Raw genomic sequence first — 11,759 nt, 5'->3', positions numbered from 1 at the left:
ACCATCGGCGCGCGCCCGCTGCACCTGACGTCGAGGATCCGGACCCGCCCCACCAGGTGGGTCTAGGCCAGTGACAGGAACAGCCTCTCGAGCTCGTCCGGCTGCGGGGCGCCCTCGGCGTCGGGGTTCTCGAGGCACTCCTTCAGAGATGAGGAGATGACGAGGAACCCCGCGCGGTCCAGCGCCTTCGACACGGCGGCCAGTTGCTGCACGACATCCCTGCAGTGCGCCTCGTTCTCCACCGCGTCGATCACCGCGGAGAGCTGGCCCCGAGCCCTGCGCAGACGGTTGACCACCTTGCGTTTCGCCTCGGGGTCGTGGCCGAAGATCTTGGTCCCCTCGGAGTTCGCAGCGCTCATGACTATCCCTTTCCGAAGCCGGGGTTGACACCCCTCGTACCCTCGAGGGTATATTGCTAATAATACTCCTGGGGGTATTTTTTGCGGAAGGCGAACGAGAGATCGGAGGTCGCAGATGTGTCGACCCGTGAAGTGCCGCACCTGCGGGAGAACCACGTGGGCCGGTTGCGGCCAGCACGTCGCCGTGGTGAAGGCGAGCGTGCCGGCCTCCGAGTGGTGCGACGGTCGGCACACCCAGGCACAGATCGATGCGGCCAAGGCGGAGCGGAGCGGATTCTTCGCGCGCCTCCTCGGCCGCTGAACCCCTCAGCGCCAATCCAGGGCGTGGATCGAAAGGACGCACCTCAATGCTGCTCGAACGCATCTACGACGAGGACCTCTCCCAGGCGAGCTATTTCATCGGCTGCCAGGCGAGCGGCGAAGCCATCGTGGTCGACCCCCGCCGAGACCTCGACGTCTACCTCGAGATCGCCGAGAGAAACGGGATGACCATCACCGCGGTCACCGAGACACACATCCACGCCGACTATCTCTCGGGCTCCCGAGAGCTCGCGGCCCGCACCGGAGCGCAGATCTACATCTCCGGCGAGGGCGGTCCCGGCTGGACCTACGGGCCGGACTTCGACGACGGCCCGGCGGGCCCCGCCGTGCGCATGAGGCACGGGCACCGGATCCAGCTCGGCGACATCGGCATCGAGGCCTCTCACACCCCGGGCCACACGCCCGAGCACCTGTCCTTCCTCGTCACCGATGGCGCGCAGGCCGACGAGCCCGGTTTCATGCTCACCGGCGACTTCGTGTTCGTCGGCGACCTCGGCCGCCCCGACCTCCTCGACGAGGCCGCGGGCGGTGTCGACACCCGCTTCCAGGGGGCGAAAGATCTGTACGCGAGTCTCCGAGACCGCTTTCTCACGGTACCCGACTACGTTCAGGTGCTCCCGGCGCACGGCTCCGGCTCGGCCTGCGGCCGGGCGCTCGGCGCGGTCCCGGCCTCCACCGTCGGCTACGAGCGCAGCTTCTCCTGGTGGGGCGAATACCTCGCGAATGACGACGAGCAGGGGTTCTGCAACGAACTGCTCTCCGGCCAGCCCGACGCGCACGCCTACTTCGGGCGCATGAAGAGGCAGAACCGGGCCGGTCCCACCCTCATCGGCGAGCCGCCCGAGCTGGTCGAGTACTCCGCGGACGAGTTGTCCTCAGCGCTCGAGAGCGACAGCGTCATTCTCGTCGACACGCGAGACCATCGCGCGGTGCACCGGGGCACGGTCGCCCGCTCGCTCAACATCCCCGGCGTCGCGAAGGCCGCCAGTTACGGCGCCTGGGTCTACGACCCCGAGGTCGAGCACCGGCCGCTCGTGCTCCTCTCCGAATCACGCGAAGAAGCCGAAGAGCTGCGCGACCACCTCGTGAGGGTCGGCATCGACGGCGCGAGGGGTTTCATCGCCTCACTCGAAGGGCTGGATCTGGAGCAGCCGAAGCTGATCGGACCCGAGGATCTCGACGGTTTCGACTCCGCGCTGCTGCTCGACGTGCGCAACAAGACGGAGTACGCCGAAGGGCACCTGCCCGGAGCCGTGCAGATGTCGGGAGGCCGAGTGCTGTGGCGGCAGCAGGAACTGCCGGAGAAGGGCGCCGGAACCATCGTCGCCTACTGCCGGAGCGGCGTTCGCAACTCGGTCGCCGCCAGCGCGCTCCGCCGGGCGGGCTACGATGTCGCCGAGCTCGACGGCAGCTATCTCGCCTGGGTAGCCTTGCCGGGGAACGACCCCGTCGTCGAGACGCTCTAGCGCTCCGCGGAGGCTTCGGCGCCGTTCCGCGTGGACGAGAGGAGATCAATCGCACGCACGAGCCGAGCGGCGTTCTGACGCGGCGCGGCGCGGCCATCGGCGGCTCTCTCATCGGCGTCAGGCTCGCAGGCCGAAGCGGGCACTGCGTCAGTGACTCGAGAGCCGCTCCCGTCACGGGCAGGATCGCCCTCATCCCGCAAGTTCCCGGCCTCCTCTCGAATAGATCCAGCGACCGTTGAAGATTAAGGACCACTGATGACACTCTCCCGCATTTCCGCACTACCGCTCGGGCTCGTCGCGGCCGCCGCCCTGCTCGCCGCCGCCCCGGCATCGAACCGCAAGGACTCCTTCACGCCCGACGACGGCGCGATCCTCATCGACGCCCGCACGCCCGAAGAATATGCTGACGGGCACCTGCAGGGGGCACGGATGGTCGACTTCAACGCCGGGGAGTTCGAAGCCGTGATCCCGCACCTCGATCCCGACGCGGAGTACCTCCTCTACTGCCGCTCCGGCAATCGTTCCGGTCAGGCGATGGCGCTCATGCGCCGAGCCGGCATCATGAACGTGTCCAACCTCGGCTCCCGGGAACAGGCCGCAGAGGCGACCGGGCTCCCGATCGCCACCGGCTGACCTCGCCAGCTCGCCGCCGACCCGGCACCGACTCTCTTCTCCCGGTCTCGCATAAGGGATTGTTTGACCTGCCTTCATGAACTCTCGCTCGACCTGAGAGGTCACGCGCTTCAGAATCGTTGGAGAGGACCGCTTCGCGATCGTCGCGTGACGTGCTGCTGCCGGAGGGGAAGGTCGAGGGGTGTTCATGAGGGGTGAAAACGGGGGCGAGGCCGTCGTGGGCGGCTCCGCGGCCGCCGGGAATGCGTTGCTCGCGCGCATTCGCGATTCCGTTATCGGTGATGATCGGGTTGTGGGCGGGCCGTTCGGGCCGCGCCGGGTCACCTATGCCGACTACACGGCGAGCGGTCGAGCGCTCGCGTTCATCGAGGACTTCGTGCGCGACGAGGTGCTGCCCCGCTATGCGAACACGCATTCGGAGTCGAGCGGAACCGGTCTGCAGACCACGCGCCTGCGGGAGGACGCTCGGGCCGTGATCCATCGCGCGGTGAAGGGAACCGACGACACGGTGGTGATCTTCACGGGCAGCGGCGCCACCGCGGCGATCAACAAGATCATCGGGATCCTCGGGCTGCGCCTGCCGGCCGGACTGGAGCGACGGCTCGGATCGCCCGCACGGATCCCCGAAGAGCGCCGCCCCGTGGTCTTCATCGGGCCGTACGAGCACCACAGCAACGAGCTGCCGTGGCGGGAGTCCATCGCCGATGTCGTGACGATCCGCGAGCGGACGGACGGCCGTGTCGACACCGACCACCTCGCGGCGGAGCTCGAACGCTATGCGGATCGCTCGCTCAAGATCGGATCCTTCAGCGCCGCGAGCAACGTCACGGGCATCCTCACCGACACCGCGGGGATCACCGAGCTTCTGCACGAGCACGGCGCGCTCGCCTTCTGGGACTACGCCGCCGCGGGGCCCTACGTCGACATCGACGCTTCACGGGCGGACGCGGTGTTCCTTTCGCCGCACAAGTTCGTCGGCGGCCCGGGAACCCCCGGCGTGCTCGTCGTGAAGCGGGTGCTGCTGTCGAACGGGGTGCCCGACGCCGTGGGCGGCGGAACGGTCGCGTACGTCAATCCCTCTGAGCACAGGTACATCGCCGATCCCGCCCATCGCGAGGAGGCGGGCACGCCCGCTATCGTCGAGTCGATCCGAGCGGGGCTCATCTTCGCGCTCAAGGACGCGGTCGGGGTCGACACCATTCGCCGGCGGGAGCGGGCCCACCTCGAACGGGCGATGCGCTCGTGGGGCGAGCATCCGGCGCTTCGGGTGCTGGGCAGCCCCACCGTCGATCGGTTGTCGATCGTCTCGTTCGTCGTTACTCGTCCCGGCGGACGGTACCTGCATCACAACGCCGTCGTCGCCATGCTGAACGACCTCTTCGGTATCCAGGCGCGCGGGGGATGCTCGTGCGCGGGGCCCTACGGGCACCGTCTCCTGGGCATAGACCTGGAGCGCTCGCACGAGTTCGAGCGGGAGATCGTGCGGGGGTGCGAGGGCATCAAACCGGGCTGGGTGCGAGTGAGCTTCAACTACTTCATCAGCGACGTCGTGTGCCAGTACATCGTCGACGCGGTCTCGATGGTCGCCGATCACGGTCATAAGCTCCTTCCGCAGTACCGGTTCTCGCCCGCCACCGGGCTGTGGCGGCACGAGGGCGGCCTCGTCGAGCCGCCGCTGCGGCTGGATCAGCTGAGCTTCGCCGGCGGCGACGCGCTTGTGCCGCCGCGGCACGATGACCGGGCGCCCGAGTCGGTGCTCGCCGACTATCTCGTCGAGGCGAGAGCGCTGTTCGAGTCGCTGCATGATCCGGCCGAGGCCGAGACCGTGCTCACCTCCGACGAGCGTCTCAGCAGTGATTTCGAGCGTCTGCGCTGGTTCGAGCTTCCCTCGGCGTCGCTGCAACGGTGACCGCGCGGGGAACTCCCGCTCGCGCACCCGCTACCCCCGAGGGCGCCGATCCCGATCGTCGCGAGCCGATAGGGAAACCCGTAACGGCGCTTCCGGCTGGCTCGGTGCCGTCGGCGGAGCGCACGGCCTAGCGTAGAGACATGATCAGTTCAATAGAGGACGGCGCCGCGCCGGGCGCTCCGACCGCCGCCGCGGCGGCCGCGGCGCCCGCCGACCCCGCGGCGACCGCCGCTCCCGTTCCCCTGCCGACGGCACCCGTACAGCCGCAGAACGGCTCGCGGCCCCCGTTCCGCATCGCGCTCACGATCCTGCACCTCGCCGCACTCGGCGTGATCGGCTTCACCATCATCGCGTTCCTCTTCGCGGCGCTCGGCACCGGCATCGGCCTGCTCCTCATCCTGGGTCTCGGCGCCGTGGTGCTGGTGGGGCTCGTCTACGCGCTCTACGGCATCTCATGGTTCGAGACGCATCGCGTCAGCGGGCTGTACCGTCTCGACGTCTCGCCTCCCGCCTGGAGCGACCCGACCGGACCGGGTTTCAAGGCGTGGCTGCGGTCGGTCGGCCGCCAGTCGGTCGACGGCCGCATGTGGCGCGCGCTCGCCAACTTCGGGATCGCGAGCCTCATGGGCGTCGGCCTGCTGGGCCTCGTGCAGTGGTTCGTACGATCCGTCATCTCGGTCTTCACGTCGTTCTCGGTCTGGTGGCAGCCCGAGATCGTCGGAGCGCTGCTCAGCGTGGTCGGGGTCGTGGGCCTTGCGCTCCTGCATCGTCTCGTGTCCGTGGCGATCATCGGCGCCGGCGCGAACGAGGCGGAGCTGAGCGAGCGAGCGCAGGTCTCGGCACGGCAGCGCGAGGGCGCGGTGCGGGCCGCCGACGTCGAGCGCACCCGCATCGAGCGGGATCTGCACGACGGCGTGCAGCCGCGCCTCGTGTCGGTGGCCATGACGCTCGGCCTCGCGCAGCAGCAGATCGACGCCGATCCCGACGCCGCCAAGGCGCTCATCGCCGAGGCCCACACCTCGACGAAGGCGGCCATCACAGAGCTGCGGCAGCTCGCGCGGGGCATCTACGCCTCGGTGCTCGACGACCGCGGTCTCGACGCCGCCCTCTCGGCGCTCGCCGCGAGATCCCACATCCCGGTGCAGCTCGACGTGCGCCTGCAGCGGCGCTGCGGCCGGGACGCCGAGGCCGCCGTCTACTTCGCCATCGCCGAGTCGCTCACCAACGCCGCCAAGCACTCGCGAGCGAGCGAGTGCCGCGTGGTCGCGCGCGTGAGGGATGACGGCGCGCTGTGGGCCAGGGTCGAGGACAACGGCATCGGCGGCGCGCAGGTCGCGCCCGGCGGCGGCCTCGACGGAGTGATGAACCGCGTGCTCGCGGCCGGGGGCACCACGAGACTCGACAGCCCGCACGGCGGGCCGACCGCGCTGGAGGTGAGCGTGCCGTGCGCATCCTGATCTGCGAGGACTCCGTGCTGCTGCGGGAGGGACTCGTGCGCCTGCTCGAGCACGCCGGCCATGAGGTGGTCGCCGCGCTCCCGGACGCCGACGAGCTGCTGAGGCGAGCGGTCGAGGCCGATCCCGAACTCTGCATCCTCGACGTGCGCCTGCCGCCGAGCCACACCGACGAGGGCATCCGGGCGGCGCTCGAGATGCGCCGCGCTCGGCCCGGTCTTCCGCTGCTCGTGCTCTCGCAGTACGTCGAGGAGCGCTACGCGAGCGAGCTCATCGCGGCGCAGGGCGGCGCCTTCGGGTATCTGCTGAAGGATCGGGTGGCCGACGTGGGCGAGTTCGTCGATTCGATCGAGCGGATCGCGGCCGGCGCCACCGTGCTCGATCCGGAGGTGGTGGCGCAGCTGCTCACGAGGCGCGGACGCGACGACCGCATGCGAGCGCTGACCGACCGCGAGCGCATCGTGCTCGCTGCGCTCGCCGAGGGACGCTCCAACCAGGCCATCGCGTCGCTCCTCTTCCTCTCCGAGGCGAGCGTCGAGAAGCACATCACCGCCATCTTCCAGAAGCTCCGCCTCGAGCCGGACGACGGCAACCGACGCGTGCTGGCCGCCATCGCGCACCTCGAGAGCACGGGCGGGATCCCGGCGACGGGATCCGGCCCCAACGACCGCACCTCACAGACGGGAACGCACTCATGACCACCTCAGCATCCGGGCCCGGACGGGCGGCCGCGACGGCGATCGTCACCGCGACGGCCGTTGCCGGCGGGCTGGCGCTGCTCGCCATCGGCATCTCGACGACCGCGGAGGCTCTGGCTCCCGAGGCATCGGAGAACTACGAGTACGGCGGGGGCGTCGGCACCGCGTCGTCCGGCGCCGACTACGAGCTGTACGAGCCGAACCTGGAGGGCCTCGAGAGCATTCGCGTCGACGCCGCGGCCACCTCGTTCACCCTCGCGCTCGGCGACGTCGAAGAGGCCGCTCTCTCGGTGAGACAGAACGGCTACGACGGGCAGTGGTCGATGTACCGCGAGGACGGCGCCCTCGTCATCAGCCAGCCGCAGCTCCCCTCGGTGGGCGGCTGCCTGTTCAGCTGCGGACGCAACGGGTCGGGCGACGTCACCCTCACCCTGCCGCGGAGCCTCGGTGAGAGCGGTCGGCTCAGCGCCGACCTCTCGATAGCCGCCGGTGCGCTGCAGGGCGAGGGGCGCTTCGACGCGCTCGGTCTCGAGATGCAGGCGGGCAGCGTCCGCTTCGTCGGCGCCGCGCGCTCCCTCGACCTGAAGACGCAGCTGGGGAAGGCGAAGGTCGAACTCGCCGACGTGGAGGAGGCCGCGCTCGACGTGCAGACCGGCGACGCGACCGTGACGTTCACGGGCGACCCCCCGCGGAGCATCGAGGCGGTCGCGGAGATGGCCGGGCTGACCGCGCAACTGCCGGAGGCGGAGTATCGGGTCGACCTGCGCGATGCGCTCGGGGAGGTCGACAACGGCCTCGTCGAGAACCAGGGCTCCGATCGCAAGGTCCGCGTGCGGTCGACGGCGGCCGACGTCGTGCTGCGCTGAGGTCTCGCGTCGCCGCCCCGATCGGGGGCTCTCGAACCGTGAGGACGGGCCGGGGGCGGGCGATCTGCGGGCCTTCGAGCGGACGGCCGCCGCTCCGGCCCGGCCGTAGACTGGCGGTATGACGGCGTGGCGGGATGACATTCTCGGAGCCGGATTCGAGCGCGCCGACCTCGATCTCGGCGCCGACGAGGAGGGGCCGCTCGTCGCAACGCTCGTGCGCTCGCTGCCCTCGAGGCGGCCGCTCTTCGATCGCCTGCTCGGGTGGGAGCGTCCGCTCGAGAACGTCGACGTGCTGTACCTGCACGGCTGGTCGGACTACTTCTTCCAGCGGCGGCTCGCCGGCTTCTGGACCGAGCGCGGTGCCCGCTTCTTCGCCCTCGATCTGCGCAAGTACGGTCGCAGCCTGCGGAAGGGGCAGACGGCGGGGTACATCGAGAACCTCGACGACTATCACCGGGAGATCGAGCTCGCGCTCGCCGCCGTGGAGGAGGACCGACCGGCGGGCCCCCGGCGCCTCCTGCTGCTGGGGCACTCGACCGGTGGCCTGGTGCTGAGCCTGTGGGCCTCGCAGAACCCCGGCCGCTTCGACGCTCTGGTGCTCAACAGCCCCTGGCTCGAGTTCCAGCTCGCCAGCGCGGGGCGGCAACTGCTCGCACCCCTCGTCAACCTCACGGCTCGTCTCAACCCGCGCGATGTAGGGCCGCAGCTCGACTACGGCTTCTACAGCCGGGCGCAGCGGGAGGTGGGGCCGGCGGACGAGCTCGCGCTCATCGATCCGGCGTGGCGCCCGGACCGGACGAACGCCATCCTCAGCGGGTGGATGCGGGCCATCCTCGACGGTCACGCTCGAGTCAATCGCGGCCTGCGCATCGACGCGCCCGCCGCGGTGCTGCTCTCGGCTCGCTCGGCGGTCCCCCGGAGATGGAGCGAGGAGCTGACGAGAGCCGACACCGTGCTCGACGTGGACGAGGTGGCGAAGGCCGCGCTCAAGCTCGGATCCTCGGTCACGGTGGAGCGGATCGACGGCGCCCTGCACGACGTGTTCCTCTCGGGGGAGGGGGCGCGGCGGGAGGCGTACGCGCGACTGGAGCGGTGGGTGCTGGGCTGGCAGGCGTCGCGCGTGGTCGTGCTGCAGGGTGCATCGAAGGCCCAGCCGCGAGTGGACGGGGTGCCTAGCGCGACAGGCTAGGCTCATAGCATGGATCTGAGGGTGGCCGCGTATGCGGTGGTCGAGCGGCGGGGCAGGATCCTGCTCACGCACTGGCGCCGCGGCCACCTGCACGGGTGGACGCTGCCGGGCGGGGGCATCGAGAGCGGTGAGGATCCCCGCGAGGCGGTGGTGCGCGAGGTGCGCGAGGAGACCGGACTCGAGGCGCGCGTCGGCAAGCTGCTCGGAATCGACTCGAGAATCATGGTGCGCGAGGAGGTGCCCGAGGGCTCCGATCCCGAACTGCACACGATCCGGATCGTCTACCGCGCCACCGTCAAGGATGGCCCGTTGCGGCACGAGGTGGACGGCTCATCGGACGAGGCCCGGTGGGTCTCGATCCGCGAGATCCGCTCCCTGCGCACCCTCTCCCTCGTGCAGACCGGGATGCGCATGGCGGGCATGAACGGTCGCCGTGCTCCCGCACGCCAGGCGGGCAAGCAGGGTGGCAAATCCGGAAGACCCCGGAAGTAGCGCCGTGCCGGGCCGCCGGCGCCGCCGAGCCGCAACGGGGAATCCCCGCCCGTCTCGCGAGTCGACGGGCGGGGATCCGGGGCATGCCGCGAGCTGTCAGCTCTCCGGTGAGACCCAGAGCTCGTCGTCGGTGCGGAAGGCCTGCCAGAGGGCGTAGCCGACTCCCGCAGCGGCCGCGAGCCCGAGGCCCAGCGCGATGACGCCGCCCACGCCCTTCTTCTTCGACTTCAGGTAACCCGTGCGCTCGCCGAAGCCGCGCACCTGCTTGGCCGCGTCGTGGTTGTCGAGCTCGTCGAGCGTGCGGATGGTGCGCGCCAGAGCGCTGGCTACGAACGGCGCGGTGAAGCGCCGCACGTTGTCGGCCGCCCGACGGGCCGTGGCCACTCCCCGTTCGACGCCGGGGCGCACGGCCTCGAGGGTCTCGTCGACGCGAGGCGCCACGTGCTCGTCGCTCAGGCGGCGTGCCTGGCGACCGGCCTCGTGCAGCACATTCCCGGCGTGACCGAGCACCACGCGCTGCTGATCGAGCAGCTCCTGCGCGTCGTTCCGCAGTCGACGGAGTTCGCGGCGGCGCTTGCGTGAGAGTTTCATACCTGTCCTCCTAGCTCGGCGAGACTATGCACTGAGCGGCATCGCTCGTACCACCACGCTACACCGAACCGCCCCCGTAGCGGCGACCGAGCGCCCCCCGTTGCAAGTGATTCTCAGCCTGGTAGTATCCGGTCGGCCGCGCGCACAGCGATCGCGTCGGGGGTCCGGCCTACACTAGTGCCCATGACCATTCACACCTCGGTAGCCACCATCCACACCAACCAGGGCGACATCGTGCTCAATCTCTTCGGCGATCACGCGCCCAAGACGGTCAAGAACTTCGTCGACCTCGCGCAGAAGGGCTTCTACGACGGGGTCATCTTCCACCGCATCATCCCGAACTTCATGATCCAGGGCGGCGACCCCACCGGCACCGGTACCGGCGGCCCCGGTTACACCTTCGACGACGAGATCCACCCCGAGCTGGTGTTCGACGAGCCCTACCAGCTCGCGATGGCCAACGCGGGCAAGCGCCCCGACATGACGGGTCGCCTCGCCGGCACCAACGGCTCGCAGTTCTTCATCACCACGACCGCCCCCGACTGGCTCAACGGCAAGCACACGATCTTCGGCGCGGTCGCCGACGACGCCTCGAAGGCAGTCGTCGACGCGATCTCCGCCGTGCAGACTGGGGCGATGGACCGGCCCGTCGACGACGTGGTGATCTCCGGCGTCGACGTCGTCGAGGCGTAGGTCCCGAGGTGGCGAGCGGATCGGGGCCGGCGTTCGGCGAGCGCGTGGAGTACGGGCCCGAAGACGTCTGCTACCGCCACCCGGGCGTGCACAGCTTCACGCTGTGCCAGCGTTGCGGCCGCACCATCTGCCCGGAGTGCCAGGTGGTGTCGGCCGTCGGCGTGCTCTGCCCCGAGTGCGTCAGGCAGGCGCAACCGGGCACGGCGCAGCGCGCGGCGCGATCCGCGCGCGTGACGGGGCGCCGTGTCGCGGCGCTCGACACCCCCGTCACCTACGGCGTCATGATCCTCTGCGGCATCGTCTTCGCCGCGCAGTTGCTCAGCAGCTTCTTCGGCGCCGATGAGGTCACGCGCAGCCTCTGGTACGCGCCGCTCTATTCGCTGCCGGGCTCGCTGCTGCCCGAGGGCGCCGGCTTCGAGCCGTGGCGCATGCTCACGTCGATGTTCACCCACTCGACGGGCTTCCTGTTCCACATCCTGTTCAACATGTACGCGCTGTGGCTGTTCGGGCGCAACCTCGAGCGGATGATCGGTCGTTGGACCTTCCTGGTGCTGTACCTCTTCGCCGGCGTCGGCGGCTCGCTGGGCGTCATGTTCTGGGCGTACGCCGATCCGTCGACGCTCATCGTGCCCACGGTGGGGGCGTCGGGGGCGATCTTCGGCGTGCTCGCGGCCACGCTCGTCGCGTTCAGGGCGGCCCGGGTGAACGTCACCTCGCTCGCCGTGCTCATCGCGATCAACTTCGGTATCGGGCTCATCCCGGGAGCCAACATCTCGTGGCAGGCGCACCTCGGCGGGCTGATCGTCGGCGCGGTCACGATGTGGCTGCTGCTCGCGACGCGGGGCCCGAAGCGCAGGACGGTGCGGATCGTGGGCCTCGTGGGGTTGGGGGCGGTGCTCGCCGCGCTCGGCTTCGCCTACTTCGTGCAGCTGCCGGCGATCTTCTAGCCCGCACCGCGGGAGGATCGGGGCGGGGCGGCCGCTGCCTCCTCCGTTTGCGCGCACGTGCCGGTTCGGCGAGCAGATGGCAGCTCGATCGGGGATTTCGCCCAGTGCGCGACGCGGCGGTTATCCACAGACTTATCCCCG

The 11,759-nt window shown here is 70.1% G+C and carries 13 protein-coding genes; 11 read left to right on the top strand and 2 right to left on the bottom strand.

The window, feature by feature from the left end:
- Positions 1-62: 62 nt before the first annotated feature.
- Positions 63-359, bottom strand: a complete 297-nt coding sequence (locus D1J51_RS14795) for a metal-sensitive transcriptional regulator (RefSeq protein ID WP_119076468.1) — start codon at positions 357-359, stop codon at positions 63-65.
- Between the two features lie 115 nt (positions 360-474).
- On the opposite strand from D1J51_RS14795, the gene D1J51_RS18480 reads away from it, so the two are divergent.
- The 9 genes from D1J51_RS18480 (at position 475) to D1J51_RS14750 (ending at position 9,387) form a co-directional block, all read left to right on the top strand.
- Positions 475-660 carry a hypothetical protein gene (locus D1J51_RS18480; protein WP_119076466.1) on the top strand — a complete coding sequence of 62 codons (186 nt, stop codon included), beginning with the start codon at positions 475-477 and terminating at the stop codon, positions 658-660.
- A 46-nt stretch (positions 661-706) separates the two neighbouring features.
- The gene (locus D1J51_RS14785) at positions 707-2,146 is read left to right on the top strand and encodes an MBL fold metallo-hydrolase (protein ID WP_119076464.1); all 1,440 of its coding nucleotides are present in this window, start codon (positions 707-709) and stop codon (positions 2,144-2,146) included.
- Between the two features lie 255 nt (positions 2,147-2,401).
- Positions 2,402-2,779, top strand: a complete 378-nt coding sequence (locus D1J51_RS14780; protein WP_119076462.1) for a rhodanese-like domain-containing protein — start codon at positions 2,402-2,404, stop codon at positions 2,777-2,779.
- A gap of 187 nt (positions 2,780-2,966) precedes the next feature.
- Positions 2,967-4,688, top strand: a complete 1,722-nt coding sequence (locus D1J51_RS14775) for an aminotransferase class V-fold PLP-dependent enzyme (protein WP_119076510.1) — start codon at positions 2,967-2,969, stop codon at positions 4,686-4,688.
- Positions 4,689-4,828: 140 nt separating this feature from the next.
- Positions 4,829-6,145 (top strand): sensor histidine kinase, encoded by a 1,317-nt coding sequence (locus tag D1J51_RS14770; RefSeq protein ID WP_119076460.1) that lies wholly within the window; start codon positions 4,829-4,831, stop codon positions 6,143-6,145.
- Positions 6,133-6,840, top strand: coding sequence for a response regulator transcription factor (locus D1J51_RS14765; RefSeq protein WP_119076458.1), 708 nt, complete (start codon positions 6,133-6,135; stop codon positions 6,838-6,840). Before D1J51_RS14770 ends, D1J51_RS14765 begins: the two co-directional genes overlap by 13 nt.
- Positions 6,837-7,706, top strand: a complete 870-nt coding sequence (locus D1J51_RS14760; RefSeq protein ID WP_119076456.1) for a hypothetical protein — start codon at positions 6,837-6,839, stop codon at positions 7,704-7,706. Before D1J51_RS14765 ends, D1J51_RS14760 begins: the two co-directional genes overlap by 4 nt.
- 118 nt (positions 7,707-7,824) lie before the next feature.
- Positions 7,825-8,895, top strand: coding sequence for an alpha/beta hydrolase (locus tag D1J51_RS14755; protein ID WP_119076454.1), 1,071 nt, complete (start codon positions 7,825-7,827; stop codon positions 8,893-8,895).
- A 9-nt stretch (positions 8,896-8,904) separates the two neighbouring features.
- The gene (locus tag D1J51_RS14750; RefSeq protein WP_119076452.1) at positions 8,905-9,387 is read left to right on the top strand and encodes an NUDIX hydrolase; all 483 of its coding nucleotides are present in this window, start codon (positions 8,905-8,907) and stop codon (positions 9,385-9,387) included.
- A 96-nt stretch (positions 9,388-9,483) separates the two neighbouring features.
- Here the strand turns inward: D1J51_RS14750 and D1J51_RS14745 are convergent, their stop codons facing one another.
- Complete coding sequence (locus D1J51_RS14745) at positions 9,484-9,978, bottom strand: DNA/RNA helicase (RefSeq protein WP_119076450.1); 495 nt, start codon at positions 9,976-9,978, stop codon at positions 9,484-9,486.
- 183 nt (positions 9,979-10,161) lie between these two features.
- On the opposite strand from D1J51_RS14745, the gene D1J51_RS14740 reads away from it, so the two are divergent.
- Positions 10,162-10,671, top strand: a complete 510-nt coding sequence (locus tag D1J51_RS14740) for a peptidylprolyl isomerase (protein WP_119076448.1) — start codon at positions 10,162-10,164, stop codon at positions 10,669-10,671.
- A gap of 8 nt (positions 10,672-10,679) precedes the next feature.
- Positions 10,680-11,618 carry a rhomboid family intramembrane serine protease gene (locus D1J51_RS14735; protein WP_119076446.1) on the top strand — a complete coding sequence of 313 codons (939 nt, stop codon included), beginning with the start codon at positions 10,680-10,682 and terminating at the stop codon, positions 11,616-11,618.
- The last annotated feature ends 141 nt before the right edge of the window (positions 11,619-11,759 follow it).

This window comes from Leucobacter sp. wl10 (genome assembly GCF_003569785.1).
In the GTDB taxonomy this organism is placed as follows: Bacteria; Actinomycetota; Actinomycetes; order Actinomycetales; family Microbacteriaceae; genus Leucobacter.
Note: the sequence above shows the minus strand (reverse complement) of the source record. Positions and strands in the feature narration are given on the sequence as shown.

Bases quoted from the DNA above. Each gene is read 5' to 3' on its own strand.
- D1J51_RS14795 (WP_119076468.1), bottom strand. From the start codon at position 359: ATGAGCGCTGCGAACTCCGAGGGGACCAAGATCTTCGGCCACGACCCC.
- D1J51_RS18480 (WP_119076466.1), top strand. From the start codon at position 475: ATGTGTCGACCCGTGAAGTGCCGCACCTGCGGGAGAACCACGTGGGCC.
- D1J51_RS14785 (WP_119076464.1), top strand. From the start codon at position 707: ATGCTGCTCGAACGCATCTACGACGAGGACCTCTCCCAGGCGAGCTAT.
- D1J51_RS14780 (WP_119076462.1), top strand. From the start codon at position 2,402: ATGACACTCTCCCGCATTTCCGCACTACCGCTCGGGCTCGTCGCGGCC.
- D1J51_RS14775 (WP_119076510.1), top strand. From the start codon at position 2,967: ATGAGGGGTGAAAACGGGGGCGAGGCCGTCGTGGGCGGCTCCGCGGCC.
- D1J51_RS14770 (WP_119076460.1), top strand. From the start codon at position 4,829: ATGATCAGTTCAATAGAGGACGGCGCCGCGCCGGGCGCTCCGACCGCC.
- D1J51_RS14760 (WP_119076456.1), top strand. From the start codon at position 6,837: ATGACCACCTCAGCATCCGGGCCCGGACGGGCGGCCGCGACGGCGATC.
- D1J51_RS14755 (WP_119076454.1), top strand. From the start codon at position 7,825: ATGACGGCGTGGCGGGATGACATTCTCGGAGCCGGATTCGAGCGCGCC.
- D1J51_RS14750 (WP_119076452.1), top strand. From the start codon at position 8,905: ATGGATCTGAGGGTGGCCGCGTATGCGGTGGTCGAGCGGCGGGGCAGG.
- D1J51_RS14745 (WP_119076450.1), bottom strand. From the start codon at position 9,978: ATGAAACTCTCACGCAAGCGCCGCCGCGAACTCCGTCGACTGCGGAAC.
- D1J51_RS14740 (WP_119076448.1), top strand. From the start codon at position 10,162: ATGACCATTCACACCTCGGTAGCCACCATCCACACCAACCAGGGCGAC.